Here is a 19896-nt window from a genome sequence, read left to right as displayed (position 1 = left end):
CCCTTATTCTTTTATTCCAACAATCCATGCTTGACCTAATGCAATCCCCCCATCATTTGGTGGAAGCAATTGGGGTAGCAGGGGTTTAATCCCTGATTTAATTAATGAATTAACTAAACCTTCCGCAAGAATTTGGTTCGAAAAACAACCGCCACTCAATAGTATCATGCGCATCTCTTTTTCTCGACAAATTCCTGTCACCCACTCGCTAAGACCTGCTATTAACGTACCATGAAACAGATTGGCCCCCAATTGTTGCTCTGTCGTGTTTGCTAAAAACTGTAAAGTAGGTCGCATGTCAAACACATTGTCGTTTATCACCCAGCCTTTGTTTAAGACTTGTGGATGAGTCACCATGCTTTCCAACCTCATGGCCGCATGACCTTCAAAACCAGACAGGAACTCAACCCCTAAAAGAGCGCTGACCGCATCAAACAGTCGCCCACAACTGGTAGTCAGCGGACAATGAATCTTTTTTTCTAATAATTGCAGTAAAAATGGCGATTGGGGTTGCTCTTTAAACCGTTGTGAAATCTCATCCCCCCTTCCCAAAGTATGCAAAATGCCAGCAGCCATACGCCAAGGTTCCCTTGCAGCAATTTCCCCTCCGGGCTGAGGAATAGGGAAAAAATGTCCAACGCGCTTAAATTCCGCTTTCTCCAGTAATAATAATTCGCCCCCCCAAGCTTCGCCATCAGAACCAAACCCATAGCCATCCAGAACCAATCCTAATACAGGCTCCTGAATGCCATATTCTGCTGCAACAGAGGCCAAATGGGCATGATGATGCTGAACTCCATAAAAAGGTAAACCAAACCCCTGTGCCAATCTGCTTGTATAAAAGTCAGGGTGCCAATCACAGGCGATTCTTTCTGGTCTGACTGCAAGAAATTTTAACAAATGATTCAACGACTCATGAAAATACTCAATCGTCGCTTTATTATTTAAACTGCCAATATGTTGTGAAACAAACGCTTCTTCGCCACGAGTAATACAAAAGGTATTTTTAAGATGCCCTCCCAAGGCCAACGTAGGAGGGATTTCATAAGGTAACTTTAGAGGAACAGGCACATATCCGCGTGCCCGACGTACTAATAGAGGAGCTTTATTAACCATATGAACTACGGAATCATCCGCTCGGGTAATAATTTCTCGATCATGGGAAATAATTTTATCGGCTATTGAAATTAAACCTTGCTCAGCCTTTTTATCATCAATAATGAGCGGTTCACCGCCAATATTCGCACTGGTCACTACTAATACCATGGAATGGTACGCATCCAGCCATTGGCAATAATCCGGGTTGCCAAGGAACGAATTAAAGAGCAAATAATGTAATGGAGTGGAAGGCAGCATGATACCCAAATGATTTAAGCCAGGAGCAATCCCATCCGGTAAAAACGTTCCCTTTTTCCTTAGCAAAACAATCGGCCTTTCTCTGCTTTCCAATACCAATCTGGCCTGACAACTTACCTCGGCAATTTCTTCGGCACTTTTTACATTGGCTACCATTAAAGCAAACGGTTTGGCCTCACGGTTTTTTCTTAACCGCAATTGTGAAATAGCATCCTCATTTCGAGCATCACAAATTAATTGATACCCTCCCAAACCCTTTAAAGCAATAATTTCCCCCTCCTGAATTCTTTGAGCCAACTTGTCGACTGATAGTGCGAGTTGCGGGCCACATTGACTACAGGCTGTAGGTTGCGCGTGATAGCGACGATTATCAGGATTTAAATAATCAGATTGACACCATTGACAAAGAGGAAACTGGTTCATCGATGTTTGACAACGATCATAAGGCAGATTTCTGGTAATTGTGAACCTTGGACCACAGTGAGTACAATTTAAGAAAGGATAACGATAGTATCTGCTTTGAGGGTCAAATAATTCGCTGAGGCATTCAGAACAAATGCAAACATCCGGAGTGATGGCAGTATTTGCTTTACCTTGCTGGCTATCAAGAATTTCAAATATTGTTTCATTGGAAATAACTGGAAGTGAAATGAACTCCACGTTATGAATTGTTGCAAGAGGCGGTAATTGTTCTCTTAATTTCGGAATAAATTGAGATAAATATTGGCCTTGAATTTCTATCAAAACACCTGATGGATTATTTTGTACAAAGCCAGTTAATTCCATTTGTTTGGCAAGCTTATAAACGCACGGTCTAAAACCAACCCCTTGCACTAGTCCTTGAATGCTAATTTGTACCCGTTCCAATTCCATGGGCTACCACTTTTTCTATGAAGAAGCCTGGACATTCAACCTAAAAGAATGCAACAACCAATCGTACCAATCCTTCAATCCAACACCATTAACCGCTGACAGGGTAATAATCTCTATGGATGGATTCGTGCGGCGTACATATTCCTTACATAAATCCAAATCAAAATTCACATGGGGTAATAAATCTGCTTTGGTTATCAGGAGCAAATCTGCGGAATGAAACATATCAGGGTATTTGAGCGGTTTATTCTCCCCTTCCGTCACAGAAAGAATCACTATTCTGAATTGCTCGCCCAGATGAAATGAAGCCGGGCAAACGAGATTACCCACATTTTCGATAAATAAAAGCGATTGCTTTTTTAGGGAAATATCTTGTATGGCATGACTGACCATATGGGCATCCAAATGGCATACTTTTCCAGTATTGATTTGCCAGGCATCCCCTCCACGGGATTTTAGCATTTCGGCATCACAATTTGTTTGTTGATCACCAACTATGACTGTAATATCAATTTCTTTGCCAAGATCAGAAATGGTTTTGGACAGTAATGTTGTCTTCCCGGATCCCGGGCTTGACATCAGATTCAAGGCCAAAATTTTATGCTTAAGGAAGTAATCCCTGTTATGAGCAGCAAATTCATTGTTTTGCGCTAAAATATTCTGTTCGATATCAACTGAATGTTCATGGGGAACAGAATGCTCATGGTGAGTAGCATGGTGCTCATTATCCATGGTTTGACCTTTTTCTACTGAACATCCGCATATCCCGCACATTATTCCACCACCATTGATTTCACTTTTAATTCTTCACCTTTTGTCAGTGTTAAGGAATGATTGCCGCAAATCAGGCACTCATCATAATACTGTTTCATCGGTACAATTTGTTGACAAGAATTGCATATTGCTTCACCTGGGATTTCTACAATCAATAATTCTGCATTTTGAGCAATCGTCCCTTGAGTTATCACTTTAAAGCTAAAATTCAATGCGTGCTTATCGACTGCTACTAGCTGCCCTATTTCCAGCACTATTTTCTTTACCTTTCGACATTGATTGCCAGTGGCTTGTTGCTTGATAATCTCGACAATACGCTTACATAACCATAATTCATGCATTTTTAGCCTGTTTAAAGCAATTTGCAGCAATTGATTATAGCAATACCTATGCTAAAAAAAGCAATGCCAAATCCTACTAATCTTGAGAAAAGTAATGAGAACCCATCAGCACGCCGAATCAAGCTTGCTACAAAAAATCCATTTAATCCATCCGACATCATCATTCCCAGCATAAAAACAAAACCTAATAACCCGGAAAATAGAAAACCTGATAAAGCACTAGCTGCAAGTGAAAACAATACAATTTGACTAATCGTATCAAAAGATAAGGCAAACAACGCACCAATTAGAAGAATCATAAGAGGATGTACATTGTTATCAGCAAGCTTCCTGAATAAATAACTCCTTAAGTTGGTTGGTATGATGGCAGAAGATGAATAATGAAGCGTATTCCATAAAGTTAAAAACCCAAATAGCAATAAACAGGTAACTGATACAATATTTCCCACTTCATTTAACCATTCAGGAGTACTCGCTGAAATAATACCCCCGCCAATGATCAAACTCACAATAATAACTACCAAACCATGGCCTAGTGAAAACAAAAAGCCAACCATGCGCGATAAAGAAGGTTTATAACGAACTGTGCGAGTTATCGCATCGATCGTTGCCAGATGATCCAAATCAAAACCATGACGCATGCCAAGCAAAAGAGCAGTTGAAATCAAAAACCAACCTGAATCGTTCATTTAGTATGGAATCATTATTATTGTTAAAGACTGTGAATAATATACCAATACTTTCACTGTTTTTATAATCGTCGATGGACTCAGCTTCACAGAGTAGGTTAACATATGAAGCTATCTATCTTTATATCTGGTGCATTAATACACGTTATGCCTAACACTGCAAAACATGAAAAACTCATCTCTTGCGTTGTTCCTGTTTTTAATGAGGAAGTACTTATCGCTGAATTCATCGCTGCATTGGATAAAACTCTTAAGAGCATCACTTATCCTTATGAGATCCTGCTGATCGATGATGGAAGTCAGGATAATACTTTCGCAATCATTCAAACATTAAGAAAAGAGTATTCTCTTCGTTGCATTCGTTTCAGTAGAAATTTCGGCAAGGAAAAAGCGCTCAGCGCAGGATTGGATCATGCGCGCGGAGATGCTGTGATCTTATTGGATAGTGATTTCCAACACCCGCTTGAATTATTAAGCGAATTTATCGCCAAATGGGAAGACGGTTATGACATGGTTTATGCCGTGAGACAAAATCGTTCTGACGAATCATGGCTAAAACGAGTTTGTGCTAAAATTTTTTATCATCTCACTTCCAAAATAAACCGTATTAATATCCCGGCAAATGCAGGTGATTTTAGATTGCTCGATAGAAAAATTGTCGATGCACTACAAACACTTCCCGAACGTAATCGCTTCATGAAGGGCTTATACAGCTGGGTCGGTTTTAAACAAATAGCCGTGCCATTTAATGTGCGCCCTCGTAAATCGGGTAGTTCACAATGGAGTTTTTATTCTTTACTGGATTTGGCAATTACTGGCATAACATCGTTTACTGCTTTTCCTCTAAGAATGATTTCCCTGGGAGGGATGGGGGTAGCCGCCCTGGCCCTTATTTATGCCGCCTGGATTGTATTAAGCACACTAATCTTTGGCATTGAAACCCCTGGCTGGGCAACAATAGTCACTGCAATCAGCTTTTTTGGCGGATTGCAATTATTTGCTATCGGTGTAGTTGGAGAATACATAGGACGCGTTTTTGATGAAGTGAAACACAGACCTCACTACATTATCGATGAAGAGTCCAGTTTTGATGACCATCGTGATTAAATTATCCCATTGATTAATTTATTTGAGTCTGTCGTTAAATAGACTTGATATTCCTCACAATCTTGTATAAATCCATCGCTCAGAAAATAATTTAGCTCTCTGATTCGGGCCACTGCAATAACGTCACTACCCCAATCGCCTTCACCAGGATGACACATAATTAAGGTATTTGTCGGAACGTTGTTTAACCATTGCCGGAATAAGGATCTGTAGTTCGTTCGGTCAGAGAAATCATAAACTCCCGCAAAACAAGGATTATGAGGGATATTTGTTTTCTTTAACTGGCTACTTAAAATTTTACCACCAGTTATTCCCAGAATTTTTGATTTTGCTTGATATCGTGACATATTAACAGAAGGGTAAGTGGAACGAATAAAAATGTTCTTTCCCTTTAATCGCTGCTCATAAATACCAATAATAATTTGTCTAATGGTAGGAAATTGATGGATATGTTGATGACCATCAATAAAATCTGGCAACTGTCCCATGACGTTTGTGAAATGGCCCAATTGAGCATTCAATTCATCAGAGATTAATCTTGAATTCAAGAGCCCCAAATGCGCTCTGATGAGTAATTCTTTCAAACCAAAACAAAGCTTGTCGGGAAGAGACAGAAAATAACCTTCTGTGAGATTAAAATGCAAGCCTATGCGAACTTCATTTTTCAACGCCAATAGATCCTTGGCATGAGCCTCAAAAGAACTGGCATTGACAATACAACTTACTGCGGATAGGCGCTGTAAACGAGCCACTTTTAAAATACCTTGAGTGATACCCTCATTAAGGCCAAAATCGTCAGCACACAAGAATATATTTTTCAGATCACTCATTAAAAACTTCTAATTCCCAAAAAAGTTATAATATCAGGACTTACGAAAAACCCTAAGGTCAAGGCAAAAAATGTTGTTAATGAGGGAGTTTAGATACACTAAATGACCGAATTAAAAACATTTTTTAACAAAGAGATTGGGGTTTTTCGTAAGTCCTGAATATATTATTACCCCTATCCTTTTTGTATAATTATCTGGTAAATCAATATTAAGGATATATACAATCAGTTCGGAATAACTAGGCTGTCTCAGGTTGTTGCGTTTTTGCAACAAACAGACGAGTAGTCAATAAATTAATACAAAGCCCACTAATCACCAGCAATCCGGCAACAAGCTTCCAAAGATAAAATGGCTCTCGCAAAATAAGGACAGAACTCAAAATACCCACAACTGGAACCAATAAAGTGAAAGGTACTACCATGCCAACAGGATAACGGCTTATCAACCAATTCCATACCCCATAACCGACCCAGGTTGAAATATAAACAATATAAAGTACAGAAAAAATACCTTTCCAGGTCATATGTTCATAGGTTGTTACAAAGCTTGCGGGTCCTTCAAAAACTAAAGAAAGTATAAACATGGGCAAACAGGCAACAAAACTACTCCAGACAATCACAGCAATCAGATTGACAGAATGAATTTTTTTCGTAATGAGATTTCCAATGCCCCAGGAAGCCGCTGCAGCAAGAATACATAAAAATCCCATTAAAGACACATTGTGGTCGAAATGTAAGGCCACTACACCAATGCCTATGAATGAAATCAAAGCCCCTATTATCTGGCCGACTTGAGGTTGTTCTCCTAAAAATATTATTGCAAAAAACATACTGAAAAAGACTTGCACTTGCATGAGTAAAGAAGCCACTCCTGGAGTCATACCCACTCGCAAACCAATAAAAAGCAATGCAAATTGCAAGGCAAACATGATTAACCCATAACCAGCAATAATCTTAAAAGGCACAGCAGGGGGTTTGATAAAAAATACAGCAGGGACACTGGCTAAAAGAAATCTTACCGCGCATAGTAGCAGTGGAGAAAATTCTTCAAGACTAATCTTGACGAAAATAAAATTAATTCCCCAAACGAAAACAACCAATAGAGCTAACAAGAGATGTGCAAAAGGCATGAATGCGTCAACTTTTATAAAAGTCCCTTTATTTTAACCCATAAATATGAAATTTGCTAAGAAACATTAACAATTGAATAAATAAAATCCAAACTGTCTTAACAAATAAATTAGGAATTCTAAAAAAAATTATAGTATTATTAATGTTTTTGGTTTTTAGCAAATCCAAATGTACTTTATTAATACTCTCTTAAGTTTTTTCTGCTAAATTTATGCTAGGTTTAAAAATGCACTGACTTTATTTTGATCACACTGGGGAATTAAATGGCCAAAACTATTACAAAAGACAGTTTTTTTCATAGTCGTTTACAACAATTTGTAGCTAATTCCCTTTTTCCAGCAGGGGCCGGTGATTGGTATAAAAACAAAGGCTACGGAAAAAAGGGCGAAGTTGATGACGAAGCTCCTTTTAGAGATTTCGTTGAAAAACAAAAAACCGATAAAAAATCACACTATTATAAAGAGTTTCAAGGCCTGGATTTAAGTCTGAAGAAAGTGAAAACAAAGCTGGTTTCTGGTGAATCCTGTCAGTTAGAAGTCATGAAATGCCAACCAGAGTCTCATGAACCTAAAAAGCCCGGCACCGGAAAACACATTGTCTATTTTCCCGGAGCAAATACTTATTACCAAGCCTGTTTTCGTGATATCAGCACCGCTTGCAAAGAAACTGGAGCAACAGTACATGCTTTCAATTTTCCAGGAACAGGGCTTAGTTCAGGAAAGGTGAGAGAGGCAAATGACTTAATCAATGCCGGTATTTCTGTGGTATCTTCTTTGATTAAACAAGGCGTGCACCCCGATGATATTATTTTACAGGGTGATTGCTACGGAGCAAGCATTGCATTAGAGGTAAAAAAACAATTAGAAGAACAGGCAGACATCAAAGTTCGCGCAATCATGAACAATGTTTTCAAGTCATTTAAAGCAGCCGTTTGCGATATGATTACCCAATCACCATGGCTACCTAACATATTAAAAAGCATTGTTAAAAGATTGTTAGAATTTACTGGCTGGCATGTTACCCCAGGAAAAAAATATAAACATGCCGATCCTTACCAATGTCATATTCAACACTTGGGAGATCAAACGCTAGAATCGTCAACATTATCAGGTAAAGTCAGCAAATATCATCATGAAATACAAACTGGGCAAACCAAATCTCAAAAAAGGGCTCCCATTACCGATACTTGTCCAGAAGAGTATCGAGAGGATCGCGATGAGTTGGATAGGAAACATTATGTTCGAGTCAAAGAAAGCGCTAAAGAACGCCTGGCTTCCAAATTTGGAGTAGATAAATTTGGAAGAGTCAATGCTCACTTTGCCGATTTATGCGAACTGGAAATGTTGGATGGGCAATCGGTGTATCAAGGCTTTGTCAATGACTATATTGCCAGATCGAATGCTTATATCGAAAAACACCCTCAAAAAGGTATTAAAGAAATTCAGGATGATTTACGTAAATTACATTACCTGCAACCAGCTGATTCAATAGAAATTACTGAAGATGAGGCTCAGGATTTTAACACGGTAGTTGATCTTATTACAGATGAACAACAACTAAGACATGATCGAGTCAACGACAATACAATAGGTAAAAGCATCTCTATGTAATTGAAAGTACTGACTGGCAGGACGATTCAGCTTTTGCCAGTCAGTTGTCTCGAACAAAATCCTTGTGCTTCAACGCCAAGGGCACTATTAAATTTACTGGACATATTCTGAAATGCAATCAGTGCTGTCAATTCAATGATTTCCTGTTCAGAATAATACAATTTCAATTGATTGAAACACTCATCATCAGGACATTGATCAGAATAAGTTACTTTTTCAGCATAATCCAATGCCGCTTTTTCTTCTGGTGAAAATAATGAGGAACTCCTCCATTTCGCCAGTTGTTTATACTGTGCTTCACTTCCAGCCCTTTTAATTAAAGTTGCTGAATTAATATCAATACAAAATGGACACCAATTAATTTGAGAAACCCGGACAGTGACGAGAGAGCGTAATATTGGGGAAAGTGGTGATTTTTTTCTGTCTATTACACCATACATAGCAGCAACTGCCAAAAATAACCTGGGAATTCTTGCCCAAATCAAAGCCGGTTCGAGTACTTGGCCGTATTTTCTTTTCTGATTCCAGAAGAACGGTTTTAAATACCAGGGAGTTTTCTTGATATTTTTTTCCAAAATTCTCATGCATAATTATCCTTTTTATGAATACTGAATTAATAGCATGGAATAAGAATGAAAGAAATTATTTTGGCAACCAGTAACCTTGGAAAAATAAAAGAATTTGAACAATTACTTGCACCCACAATATGTATACCCCAAGCCGACTTGGGTATATCCGATGCGGAAGAAACAGGATTAAGTTTTATAGAGAATGCCATTCTCAAAGCTCGTCATGCCAGTGCCTTAGCCAATAAACCAGCCTTAGCCGACGACTCAGGTCTTGTAGTCCCATCTTTAAATGGAGAGCCAGGCATCTATTCAGCACGCTATGCTGGAATAAAGGCAAATGATGAAAACAATATTCAACAATTATTAAGGAAAATGGCCGATTTATCCCAAGAACAAAGGCAGGCCTATTTTTATTGCGCAATAGCCCTGATCCAACATGCCAAAGATCCAACACCACTAATTGCAACAGGCGTATTCCATGGCGTTATTAGCGTGAAACCTTCCGGAACAAATGGCTTTGGGTATGACCCAATATTTTATCTCAACGAATATCGATGCACAGCCGCTGAATTACCTGCTAAAATTAAAAATAGGATTAGTCATCGCGCAAAAGCCTTAAACCAATTACGCGCCCTTCTTCCAGATTGATATGAACAGTGAAGTAGATACTCTTTTTGCACAAGCCTATAAGCTTCAATACGAAGGCCAATTACCTCAAGCCATTAGCTTATATGAACAAATACTTGCCCAATCGCCAAAACATACGGAAACTCTGCATTTCCTGGGATTAACCTATGCGCAACTGGGTGATATGGAAAATGCCATTTTGTATTTTTTACAAGCCAGAACAATGAATCCCAGTGACGTTGGTATACTCAATAATCTCGCTAACGCTTATAAAAAGGCAGGTCAATTAGATGAGGCCATTAAATACTACCAACAAGCCATTGAGATTAAGCCAGAGTATGCTCAGGCTCATAATAATCTGGCAGCCACCTACGCACTGCTTAACAATTACCAGAAAGCCTTGCATCATTATGTGATTGCAGTGAATACAGAACCTGACTTTAGTGCGGCTCACTTTAATTTAGGTTTGTTACTTCTCAAAAATCAACAATTGTCTGCTGCCAAAACACAATTTAATAATGTGATAGCTCTAAATCCCCAGCACAGAGAAGCTCAATTTTATTTAGGTATCTTGCATTTGGAAGACAATCTACTTGCGGAAGCAGAGCAGGCATTTCATAAAGTGTTAGAGCAAGATCATGAACATGTCCAATCCCTAATTAACCTGGGCGTGATCGCTTTGAAAAGAGAGCAAAACCAATTAGCTGTTGATTATTTCACTAAAGCATTGGCTTTGGATAATGAAGACATTGATGCACGCAATAATTTAGCAGCTACCTTCATGCATCATGACCGATTTGAAAATGCGCTCATGCATTATGATGTTTTACTTAAAAAAGAACCAAATAATCTGGAGTATTTATATAATTCCGGAGTCGCTCAAATGGCGTTGGGTCATCTCAATGAAGCCACCCTTTTGTTCGATCAGATTTTAACATTACAAAGTGATCACACCCCATCTTTGAATAATCTGGCCGCTATTTATTTAAAAATGGAGATGCGTGAGACCGCTCGTGAATATCTTGAGCGTGCTCTGGCAATCAACCCCAATGATGTGGTCAGCAAACATATGTTAAATGCTATTACAGGCGCAATGAACGTTAATACGACAGAAAAATATGCCCAAAATTTATTTAATAATTATGCCTTGTATTACGATCAACACATGCAAGGCGAATTACACTATAAGATTCCACATCACATTGGCCGTCTCATCCATCAACTTCAACTTCTGCAAACCAGTCGTTCTTTGGACTTGGGCTGTGGTACCGGATTGACAGGTATTGTGCTCCGTGAAATAAGCAAACACTTAACCGGAGTAGATATAGCAGAAAAAATGATAGCTCGAGCAAAAGAAAAAAACATTTATGATCTTTTGGTATGCTCGGAATTAATCAATTTTCTAAGAGAAGATAAAAACGATTACGATTTAGCAGTCGCTGCAGATGTGCTACCCTATTTCGGTAATCTGGATGATATTTTTAATTACATTAATCAACATCTGAAGCAAGAAGGGTATTTTATTTTCACAACCGAAATCAGCACAACAATTCCATGGAAACTGGAAAGCAGCGCCCGATTTAGCCACCACCCCGAATACATAGAGAGTTTAATCAATAAATACCAATTTCATCTTATAAAACAGGAGAAAATACCAGGCCGCACCCAAAACAAACAAGTGCTGGAAGTCATGCTGTATTGCATTAAGAAATCAACCTCTTGTTTTGTTTCCAACTGAACTTACGAACCCCCTAATCTCTTTGTTAAAAAATGAACCTTAACCTGAGCTTTTTCGTAAGTTCTGTCCAAATCTGGCAAACTCTGACAAGGATAACACTATATTGAATTTTTCATATTCCTAAACACTAAAATGGCAAATCCAACTCAGAGTCCAGGCGCTGAATTTGTTTCTTAAACAAATATTGAATTTGCTCCAGATGATCTTTATCTGTAGCCTCAAAACGCGCAACCAAGCAGGGAGTTGTGTTTGATGCGCGTAACAATCCCCACCCATTTGGAAATTCAACACGCAAACCATCAATATTCAAAATCCTGCCCTCAGGGAAATCAGCCTGCTCACTAAAACGCTGAATAAAATCAAATTTTTCTTCATCAGTAATCGCTATTTTTATTTCAGGAGTATTGACACTATTAGGGATCAACTCAAATTGTTCACTGACAGTCAAATGGGAAGAACTGATAATCTCTAACAATCGACATGCGCTATATAAAGCATCGTCAAATCCATACCAGCGATCTTTAAAAAACAGATGCCCACTCATCTCGCCAGCCAAGATGGCTTGTTCTTTTTTCATCACAGTTTTCACAATCGAATGGCCAGTTGGACACATTCTGGCAACTCCGCCTGCAGCCTTGATTTCTTTCTCCAAATGACTGGAACACTTCACGTCAAACACAACAGTAGCACCTGGATTACGACTTAAAATCTCTCTTGAGTAAAACATCATTAAGCGATCAGGCCAAATCACTTCACCTTTATCAGTCACCAAGCCAAGTCTGTCGGCATCTCCATCAAAGCCCAAACCAATATCAGCTTGATGATTTGCCACAGCCGCTTTTAAATCAAGCAAATTGGCTTCTATTGAAGGGTCAGGGTGGTGATTGGGAAATCGACCATCGACTTCACAATACAGGGGAATGACTTCACAACCTAATTTCGCAATCACTTTGGGAATAATTGGGCCCGCCACACCATTTCCGCAATCAACAACTACTTTTAAAGGGCGTTTCAATTGAATATCGCTTACGATGCGCTGAATGTAGTCTTCGATCACATCAAAAGTCGTTTCTTTGCCACGAACAGCTGCCTGTTTAACTTCACCAAGCAAAGAATAAAGTGTATCTATTTCATCTTGAATTAGTGTTTTTCCGGCTAATACTAACTTGATACCATTATAATCAGCAGGATTATGACTTCCGGTAACCATCAATCCAGAATCAATCCCTTGAGTATGGGTAGCATAATACATGACAGGCGTAGCCACAGCACCAAGATCAAGGATATCTATTCCGCTATCTAGCAAACCTTTTTTCAAGGCCATAGTCAATGCGTAACTGGTCAGACGTCCATCACGAGCTACAAATATTTGTCGACGATTTAATTTTTGTAAATAACACGCAATGGCTAAGCCAATGCTATAAAAAGAATCCTCATCCAATTCTTTACCTATAATTCCCCTGATGTCATAGGCGCGAAAGACCGAACGAGGGATTTGCTTTTGTTGATGGCTCATTTAATATCTCCCAGAGCTGCCGAAACCACCTTCCCCTCTGGAGCTTTCTGTAAATTGATTGACTACTTCAAAAGAAGCCTGCACAACAGGAATAAAAACTAATTGAGCAATCCGATCACCGGGATTAACAGTAAAATGTTCCTGGCTCCTGTTCCAACAAGAAATTTTTAATTCTCCCTGATAGTCCGAGTCAATCAGTCCTACAAGATTTCCTAAAACAATACCATTTTTATGGCCTAAACCAGATCTTGGCAAAATCACTGCTGCCAACTTTGGATCGGCAATATAAATAGAAATGCCGGTAGGCAGCAATACTGTTTGCTGAGGCGCTACTTGCATAGGCTCTGAGATACAGACCCTTAAATCCAGACCAGCAGACCCATCAGTGGCATAGGCAGGCAATGGAATGGTATCACTTATCCTTGAATCCAGAATTTTTAACTGAATAACTTGATGCATAATAATTCTCAATCGTTTTATTGCGCCTAATTTTGCAGACTTGCAGCAAGGATTGCAATAATTTGGCCTGCCAGGCGTGTTTTATGGGTTAATGGCAGCTCTATTTGTTTCTTTTTTGTAATCACTGTTACTTGATTTACATCACTATCGAACCCCATTCCCTTACCTACCTGATTGGCGACGATCATATCCAGTTTTTTATTTTTCATTTTTTCTTTTGCATAGGAAACGACATCCGTTGTTTCAGCTGCAAACCCAACAACAAAGGAAGCTTTACCACTGTTAGCCACTTCAGAAAGAATATCGGTATTTCTAACAAGCTTGAGAGTTAATTCAGAATTCTCATTTTTTTTCATTTTTTCCGAAGAAGGATTCAACACTCTATAATCCGATACCGCTGCTGTTCCAATAAATAAATCCCCTTGTTGTAAATGCCTGTTCACCTCTTCTAACATAGATTGCGCCGACTCGACCCTTATTAGCTCGATATCCGAAAACGTTTGTAAATGACAAGGACCACTAATTAATGTCACTTGTGCCCCTGCCATAACAGCGGCTTCTGCCATTGCAAACCCCATCTTTCCTGAGCTGTAATTGCTTAAATAACGAACTGGATCAATCGACTCGCGGGTAGGGCCTGCAGTAATCACAATTCGTTTGCCATGCAATAATTGGTTCACATCCAGTAAGCGCAAGGTACTCACAATTTGATCTGCCTCACTGACTCTTCCCAGTCCATGTTCCCCGCAAGCCTGAGAGCCTTCCTCAGGCCCGACAAAAAACACACCCCGTTCTTTTAATAATTCACAGTTTGCCTTGGTTGCTGGATGTGCCCACATGCTTCTGTTCATGGCAGGGCAAACAATAACTGGCGTTTCAGCAACAAGATATAATGTTGAAAGCAAATCATCAGCAAGACCTTGAGCCATTTTGGCAAGACAATTGGCGGATGCAGGAGCAATGAGCAAATAATCCGCCCATCTGGCCAATTCAATATGTCCCATAGCTCGTTCAGCTTGAGTATCGAATAAATCAATCCTCACTTCATTGCCAGATAATGCCTGCATCAATAAAGGGTTAATGAACTGTTGTGCTGAATGAGTCATGACAACCCTCACATCAGCTCCCAAACGAGTTAATTCTCTAACCAGATGAGCAGATTTATAAGCAGCAATGCCGCCACAAACACCAAGTAGAATTTTTTTATTGATAAAATCTTGCATGGCTCGCCATTTTTGATAAGAATAATCCCGATCAAAGCACAAACTTCGCAATAAAGGAATATAAAAGGAATACAAAATGATGTTTGCCCAAACAGCGCAACAACTTGACTTGCGCGAAAAACTACTTACTAATGGAGTGCAAAGCCTCTCTGATATCGAACTCTTAGCCGTTTTTATCAGTTCTGGTAACAGTAAAAAATCTTGCTTGCAATTAGCTTATGAGCTTACTAAACACTTGGGAAATTTACGTAATATCCTCAATACTGATCTGCAAAGTTTTAAATCAATCCAGGGATTAGGAGAAGTTCGCTATGCGCAACTTCAGGCTGCGAAAGAAATATGTCATCGTAGTGATTTTATTCATCTGCAAAAAGAAATACAGTTAACTAACACGCAACAAACTTATGCTTTTTTAAAAAAACGATTGCGAGACTATAAAAATGAAACCTTTTCCGCACTCTTTCTGGATAATCAACACCGAATCATTGCTTATGAAGAATTATTTTCAGGGACCATCAACACAGCAACAGTCCATCCCAGACCTATTGTAGAACGTGTACTGCAATTAAATGCTGCTGCTTTAATTCTGGCACATAATCATCCCTCGGGCTTGTCTGATGCAAGCCAGCAAGATCTAGCCATTACAGAACGCATTCGAGATGCTCTGGACTTGGTAGATGCCCGGTTACTGGATCACATTGTCATTGGGGATAATGAAGTGTATTCCATTTTTGCTGAGAACAAATGGGTATGTAACTAGTTCCCGCCCCTATCATTTGAGTTAATGGATTAAAAATGTTCCAACCATTTATTACAGATTTTATAAAAAATCGTTCGTTTCAATTTATTTTTGTAATGGGATTAGTTTCTGATATCGCCCTGGCTGGGACGATAAAGCACATAATATTTCTCTTTGGGTTCCCCTATTTAAGCTCTGTTGGTCTTTATTGTCTAATGAAGCGTAAAAAAACAACTGTTAAAGCAAGAATCAGTGAGCAATACCGGCCAAAGCAGAAAGAAATTTGCAGATGAATTCTTAAGGTTTAGTTAATACTTGGTGGCTATAATGGCACAAAGTGTTGTTTTAGGTCAGGGTGATTATGTTAATTTATCAAGGTAAAGAAATAGTTCTATTTAAAGAAAAAACGGGGGGTAAAAATAAAAGCGACGTCGATGGTTTTTACAAAGACAATGATGGCGGGAAATTTTTTATAAAAAAACCAGGCGACCCTCGTGAACTATTCACGGAATTATTTGCCGGCTTGTTATTAAAAGAATTCATGAAGCGAGGATTGATTGATGAAAGCTATTTTCCATCATTGATTTGCGCGGATGTCATTCAATTTGAAGACAAGTCCTATGGCCTGATCCAACCACTGGTTTCATTTGATGAATTACATAAAGTCATTGGAACGAGCTCTGGTGATGGCAAAGATCGTAATACAATAAAAGAAACCTTCTTTGGACCAGGTTATTACGCTGGTATTACGAAACAAAATAAATATTTTGGCCTTTCTATGGCCCTTATGTTTTCTTTATTGTTTGGAGCCCATAGTGTACATAGTGGCAACATCGTTGTACTCAACGGAGAGGAAAAAGAAAAGTGCAAACAATTTGGCCGAATAGATTGGGGAGACGCCTTCCGTTATTTCGCTCATCCTAACAATAATGACAATCTCCTTTATGCTTATGAAAACAGAGGTTGGTTTAATTATAAATCACTAACTAAAGATTATTTCCTCAACTATAAGAAGATCAATGGACTCTTCCCTGCGATGGCTGAAAAAGCCCGACAATTGCAATCCAAACTCAATCCTAAATTGCTTGTTGAAATAATAACCAGCGCACTCAAAAATATTCCAGCTGATCTGATAGAAGAAAAAACCAAAATCCAACTTGCCGCATACATGTGTATGGATTCATTTAAAGAGGCGACATTTGGCCCAGAGGGTAATTGCAAAGATTTTGCCATTGCCATGGCCACATTATTAGAAAATCGTTTAGGAAAAATTGCTGTCCTTAAAGATATGTCCCCGTTGAGCAATCCAGAAGCGCTGTATCAGAGTATTATGGAATTAAAACCCTTGACGCTTCTTATGACTTCCTCAACCTCTTTTTCAGAAACCATAAATCAATGGGCAGATATCTTAAAAACTTCAGACATTGAAAAATTTTCGTTTGATAGTACTCCAATTAACTTACTGGAATTAGTCAAACAATTTAATCTTTACGTTGATGAACTAGCCCTCACGTGTGAAGCCAATAATGTCTGGGCAAGAGAAAGAATAGACAGCACCCATAATCTATTTACCCCCTACGATAATAGTGGTGGTGAAGCGATTCACGGACATGCCTTTGTTCCTTACTACAAAGAAAGCATTGTATTGCGCCGCCTATTTACAGTAGACCCTAATACTTTCAACTTATCTCGTTTTGCTGCTTTTGAAGGACCATGCCAACTCTATTGCAAGGAACATAAAGACTCTGCCTGGGTTAAAATCCAAACCTTACTGACTTTAGGTAATGGAATTATTAATACGCTAAAAATAATCAAACAGGCTCAAGCATTCGGAATAGATGAGGCAGTTACAGAGAATTTAAAAGCATTGAAAGAACAATTCATTGCTTTTCAACTGGCGGAAGCTGATGTAAAAGAATCATTAAAAGCACCTTCTTTTGCAGAGCCCTTGCCTAATAAGGAAAGTGAGTTTTTTTATCCCATTGATGAAAAAGCATTAGCTAAAATGAATGGATATCAACTTGCAACGATTTGTCTGGAAGAACTAAATAGCCCTAAACCGTCGCCTTTAATTGAAAGAATTCTCAGTAATAAAAAATTTTGGAAACGTATTAACTCTGCTTTTGAAAGTGGTGTATTTAAAGGCCGCACGGATGAGCCCGCCGGTAAAATAGCTAAAATCCGTGAATGGCATCAATTATTACAGATTTCTGGTAAAAAAACTGCTGGACAAATTGATGAGCTGCAAAAGATAGTAATTTCTCTTCAATCAAAAATTAAAAAGCAAACGATTGAATTTGAGGAGCTAGAAGCGACTTTAATCCAAATAAAAGAAAAATATCAGTTACTGGAGAAAATGGCTGAGCAAAGCGAACATGAGAAATCTTCCGCCCAATCCATTATTCGCTCTCTGAATTTAGAACTGGGTCAGCTTAAATTACAACTGCAAGAGCAAGAAAAATTACAGTTCCAATTAAAAGAACTCAAAGAGAAAATACATGAACAAACGACTCTATCCAAGCGATTAGGAGAGGAGCTGCAAACGCAAAAGAAAACCAACACGCACCAGGAAGAAACCATTCAAAGAATTACCAAAGAAAAATCATTGGCCGATTCTTCCCTTGAATTGCTGCGAAAAGAACTGCATGAATTAGCAAAAAAAGAAAGTTCTCTTCATAAAACGCTCGAAGAAAAACAATTACAAGTACAACTGTTAGAAGAGCAATTAGCAGAGAAAGAAAAGGAAAATCTATCTCTGAAAAAAACCATCAAACAAAGTCAGCATGAAAAATCTCTGGATAAATCTGCTATTGAATCTCTAACCTCAGAGCTTAATCAGCTTAAACTAGAACTGCAAAAACAAGAAACATTAGAATTGCAGTTAAAATCTTTAAGAAAACAAATTCAAGAGCAAACATTACTTGTAGAAGGCTTGAAAGAGGAGTTACAAAAACAAAAGAAAAGCAACACACACCAGGAAGAAACCATTGAAAGAATCACTAAAGAAAAATCATTGGCTGATTCTGCTCTTGAATCGCTTCGAAAAGAGATGCATGAATTAACTCGAAAAACCGAGGAAAATCAACTTAAATTAACAAAACAAGTCCATTCTCTTAGCGAGCAACTTGAAGAGAAACAATTACAAATTAGAGAATTTGAGAAGCAATTACAAGAAAAAGAAAAACGAGTTGAGCAAAGTGAGAAAGGTAAAGATTCAGCAAAACGAACTGTGGCTTCACTTAGGGAGCAAGTAAGCAATTTAAAATTGCAATTACAGCAACTTGGAGAGGTAATTCAGGAAAAAGAAAAAGGCTCCTCTTTGATAAGCCAGCAATCCAAACAAATTATTGCTCTTCAAGAGATTATAGAAGATCAAAAAAGACAATTGGAAGAATTGAAAATAAAAATTCAGGAACTTGTATCTGCAAATCAAGAGCTTGGAAAACAAAATCAAAGTTTGAGCAAGGAAAATTTACATAATAAGAATACAGTTGAAGATCTTAAGAAAAAATTGACCGAATTAAATGTTCAATTGGAACAATTGCATCAATCCTCAAGTGAAAAAGAACAAACCATTAGAAAATTGAGAGAAGAACTCATTAAGAAAGATTCTTCACTCAAACAAAATGAGGAAATGCAATTAGCCCAAAAACATCTGCAAGAGGAAATTGATCGTCTACAAAAAGAAATTAAACAACAACAATTAAATACAAATCAATTAGAATCTATAATTGCTCAAAGTAAAGAGGCTGAAAAACGCTATCAGCAAGCTTTACAACAGAAAAAGGGAATTTACTTTGCGCGAATGGAAAGAGTGTCTCCTATTTATTTGCAAATACAGCAAATTGAACAAAAGGCCAAAGAATTGGAGGAAAGAAGGGAAACAGAAGCATCAACAGCGGCAAAAACACTCGCAACAAAACTTCGTTTAGAGATAAAAAATTATATCGACAATAATGAGTCCGATGAAAAAAGTGCCTTAAACTCATTCAAAATAAATGCCAAACGGCATATTGAAAACTCGAAGGAAACGCTAAATCAACATCGCGAAGAATGGAAGTACCTGTTAGCTAATGTTACTTTAGGGGTATTCTTGCTTGGAATCGGTTATCTCGCCGCTATTTTGATTAACAAAGCAACTACTGGCAATTATACCTTTTTCAGCCAAACTAACAGTGGGAAAAAATTGGACGCGTTGGAAAAAGCGATTTCTTCCACTCACTCCGAAACATTAGTTTATGGATAATCTTCTCTTTTTGGCATAGGTTGGCTTAGGGCGTGTTGACAATTGCCCCCGCCTACGTGCCTTGGCTTG

Annotated in this window: 16 protein-coding genes; 6 read left to right on the top strand and 10 right to left on the bottom strand. The window is 38.4% G+C overall.

The features are described from left to right. Positions 1–3 precede the first annotated feature (3 nt). Genes hypF through CC34_RS0106735 form a run of 4 tightly spaced genes read right to left on the bottom strand, consistent with a single transcriptional unit; the run spans position 4 to position 4033 of the window. Positions 4–2229 (bottom strand): carbamoyltransferase HypF, encoded by a 2226-nt coding sequence (gene hypF / locus CC34_RS0106750; RefSeq protein ID WP_028378431.1) that lies wholly within the window; start codon positions 2227–2229, stop codon positions 4–6. Between the two features lie 15 nt (positions 2230–2244). Next, entirely contained in the window at positions 2245–3003 is a 759-nt protein-coding gene (gene hypB / locus CC34_RS01000000116210; protein WP_050598201.1) for a hydrogenase nickel incorporation protein HypB, read from the bottom strand. Further along, positions 3003–3344, bottom strand: a complete 342-nt coding sequence (hypA, locus tag CC34_RS0106740; protein WP_027227506.1) for a hydrogenase maturation nickel metallochaperone HypA — start codon at positions 3342–3344, stop codon at positions 3003–3005. The genes hypB and hypA overlap by 1 nt, the downstream gene beginning before the upstream one ends. A gap of 11 nt (positions 3345–3355) precedes the next feature. Next, positions 3356–4033, bottom strand: coding sequence for a HoxN/HupN/NixA family nickel/cobalt transporter (locus tag CC34_RS0106735; RefSeq protein WP_028378430.1), 678 nt, complete (start codon positions 4031–4033; stop codon positions 3356–3358). A gap of 147 nt (positions 4034–4180) precedes the next feature. On the opposite strand from CC34_RS0106735, the gene CC34_RS0106730 reads away from it, so the two are divergent. After that, complete coding sequence (locus CC34_RS0106730) at positions 4181–5140, top strand: glycosyltransferase family 2 protein (RefSeq protein WP_028378429.1); 960 nt, start codon at positions 4181–4183, stop codon at positions 5138–5140. Here CC34_RS0106730 and CC34_RS0106725 read toward each other — a convergent pair. Both CC34_RS0106725 and CC34_RS0106720 read right to left on the bottom strand, forming a co-directional pair. Continuing rightward, positions 5137–5970, bottom strand: a complete 834-nt coding sequence (locus tag CC34_RS0106725) for a ChbG/HpnK family deacetylase (protein ID WP_028378428.1) — start codon at positions 5968–5970, stop codon at positions 5137–5139. The genes CC34_RS0106730 and CC34_RS0106725 overlap by 4 nt on opposite strands. A gap of 238 nt (positions 5971–6208) precedes the next feature. After that, entirely contained in the window at positions 6209–7099 is an 891-nt protein-coding gene (locus CC34_RS0106720; RefSeq protein WP_028378427.1) for an EamA family transporter, read from the bottom strand. A 264-nt stretch (positions 7100–7363) separates the two neighbouring features. Between CC34_RS0106720 and sdbB the strand changes: the two genes are divergently transcribed. Beyond that, a complete protein-coding gene (gene sdbB / locus CC34_RS0106715) occupies positions 7364–8710 on the top strand; it encodes a Dot/Icm T4SS effector SdbB (protein ID WP_028378426.1) in 1347 nt (448 codons plus the stop codon). Between the two features lie 26 nt (positions 8711–8736). Here the strand turns inward: sdbB and CC34_RS0106710 are convergent, their stop codons facing one another. Further along, complete coding sequence (locus CC34_RS0106710) at positions 8737–9294, bottom strand: carboxymuconolactone decarboxylase family protein (RefSeq protein ID WP_028378425.1); 558 nt, start codon at positions 9292–9294, stop codon at positions 8737–8739. A gap of 48 nt (positions 9295–9342) precedes the next feature. Here CC34_RS0106710 and rdgB point away from each other — a divergent pair, with 48 nt between their 5' ends. Further along, positions 9343–9927, top strand: coding sequence for an RdgB/HAM1 family non-canonical purine NTP pyrophosphatase (gene rdgB, locus CC34_RS0106705; RefSeq protein ID WP_028378424.1), 585 nt, complete (start codon positions 9343–9345; stop codon positions 9925–9927). Between the two features lies 1 nt (position 9928). After that, positions 9929–11644 (top strand): tetratricopeptide repeat protein, encoded by a 1716-nt coding sequence (locus CC34_RS0106700; protein ID WP_027227514.1) that lies wholly within the window; start codon positions 9929–9931, stop codon positions 11642–11644. A gap of 127 nt (positions 11645–11771) precedes the next feature. Here the strand turns inward: CC34_RS0106700 and CC34_RS0106695 are convergent, their stop codons facing one another. The 3 genes from CC34_RS0106695 to coaBC are packed head-to-tail and all read right to left on the bottom strand — an operon-like array spanning position 11772 to position 14842. After that, positions 11772–13160: a phosphomannomutase/phosphoglucomutase gene (locus tag CC34_RS0106695; RefSeq protein ID WP_028378423.1), complete on the bottom strand. Its 1389-nt coding sequence runs from the start codon at positions 13158–13160 to the stop codon at positions 11772–11774. Beyond that, entirely contained in the window at positions 13161–13619 is a 459-nt protein-coding gene (gene dut / locus CC34_RS0106690; protein WP_028378422.1) for a dUTP diphosphatase, read from the bottom strand. Between the two features lie 26 nt (positions 13620–13645). Continuing rightward, positions 13646–14842 carry a bifunctional phosphopantothenoylcysteine decarboxylase/phosphopantothenate--cysteine ligase CoaBC gene (gene coaBC, locus CC34_RS0106685; protein ID WP_028378421.1) on the bottom strand — a complete coding sequence of 399 codons (1197 nt, stop codon included), beginning with the start codon at positions 14840–14842 and terminating at the stop codon, positions 13646–13648. Positions 14843–14918: 76 nt separating this feature from the next. Here coaBC and radC point away from each other — a divergent pair, with 76 nt between their 5' ends. Together radC and lepB are read left to right on the top strand one after the other, a co-directional pair. After that, on the top strand, positions 14919–15602 hold the full coding sequence (radC, locus tag CC34_RS0106680; protein WP_028379298.1) for a RadC family protein: 684 nt from the start codon (positions 14919–14921) through the stop codon (positions 15600–15602). A 340-nt stretch (positions 15603–15942) separates the two neighbouring features. Then, positions 15943–19827, top strand: coding sequence for a Dot/Icm T4SS GTPase-activating effector LepB (lepB, locus tag CC34_RS0106670; protein WP_028379297.1), 3885 nt, complete (start codon positions 15943–15945; stop codon positions 19825–19827). Positions 19828–19896 lie beyond the last annotated feature (69 nt).

Source organism: Legionella pneumophila subsp. fraseri, assembly GCF_000586315.1.
GTDB lineage: Bacteria > Pseudomonadota > Gammaproteobacteria > Legionellales > Legionellaceae > Legionella > Legionella pneumophila_B.
The sequence above is the reverse complement of the archived record's forward strand: the minus strand, read 5'-3'. Positions and strand labels throughout refer to the sequence as shown.

Bases quoted from the DNA above. Each gene is read 5' to 3' on its own strand.
- CC34_RS0106730 (WP_028378429.1), top strand. From the start codon at position 4,181: ATGCCTAACACTGCAAAACATGAAAAACTCATCTCTTGCGTTGTTCCT.
- CC34_RS0106735 (WP_028378430.1), bottom strand. From the start codon at position 4,033: ATGAACGATTCAGGTTGGTTTTTGATTTCAACTGCTCTTTTGCTTGGC.
- coaBC (WP_028378421.1), bottom strand. From the start codon at position 14,842: ATGCAAGATTTTATCAATAAAAAAATTCTACTTGGTGTTTGTGGCGGC.
- dut (WP_028378422.1), bottom strand. From the start codon at position 13,619: ATGCATCAAGTTATTCAGTTAAAAATTCTGGATTCAAGGATAAGTGAT.
- CC34_RS0106700 (WP_027227514.1), top strand. From the start codon at position 9,929: ATGAACAGTGAAGTAGATACTCTTTTTGCACAAGCCTATAAGCTTCAA.
- CC34_RS0106710 (WP_028378425.1), bottom strand. From the start codon at position 9,294: ATGAGAATTTTGGAAAAAAATATCAAGAAAACTCCCTGGTATTTAAAA.
- lepB (WP_028379297.1), top strand. From the start codon at position 15,943: ATGTTAATTTATCAAGGTAAAGAAATAGTTCTATTTAAAGAAAAAACG.
- CC34_RS0106720 (WP_028378427.1), bottom strand. From the start codon at position 7,099: ATGCCTTTTGCACATCTCTTGTTAGCTCTATTGGTTGTTTTCGTTTGG.
- sdbB (WP_028378426.1), top strand. From the start codon at position 7,364: ATGGCCAAAACTATTACAAAAGACAGTTTTTTTCATAGTCGTTTACAA.
- hypB (WP_050598201.1), bottom strand. From the start codon at position 3,003: ATGTGCGGGATATGCGGATGTTCAGTAGAAAAAGGTCAAACCATGGAT.
- hypF (WP_028378431.1), bottom strand. From the start codon at position 2,229: ATGGAATTGGAACGGGTACAAATTAGCATTCAAGGACTAGTGCAAGGG.
- CC34_RS0106695 (WP_028378423.1), bottom strand. From the start codon at position 13,160: ATGAGCCATCAACAAAAGCAAATCCCTCGTTCGGTCTTTCGCGCCTAT.
- radC (WP_028379298.1), top strand. From the start codon at position 14,919: ATGATGTTTGCCCAAACAGCGCAACAACTTGACTTGCGCGAAAAACTA.
- rdgB (WP_028378424.1), top strand. From the start codon at position 9,343: ATGAAAGAAATTATTTTGGCAACCAGTAACCTTGGAAAAATAAAAGAA.
- CC34_RS0106725 (WP_028378428.1), bottom strand. From the start codon at position 5,970: ATGAGTGATCTGAAAAATATATTCTTGTGTGCTGACGATTTTGGCCTT.
- hypA (WP_027227506.1), bottom strand. From the start codon at position 3,344: ATGCATGAATTATGGTTATGTAAGCGTATTGTCGAGATTATCAAGCAA.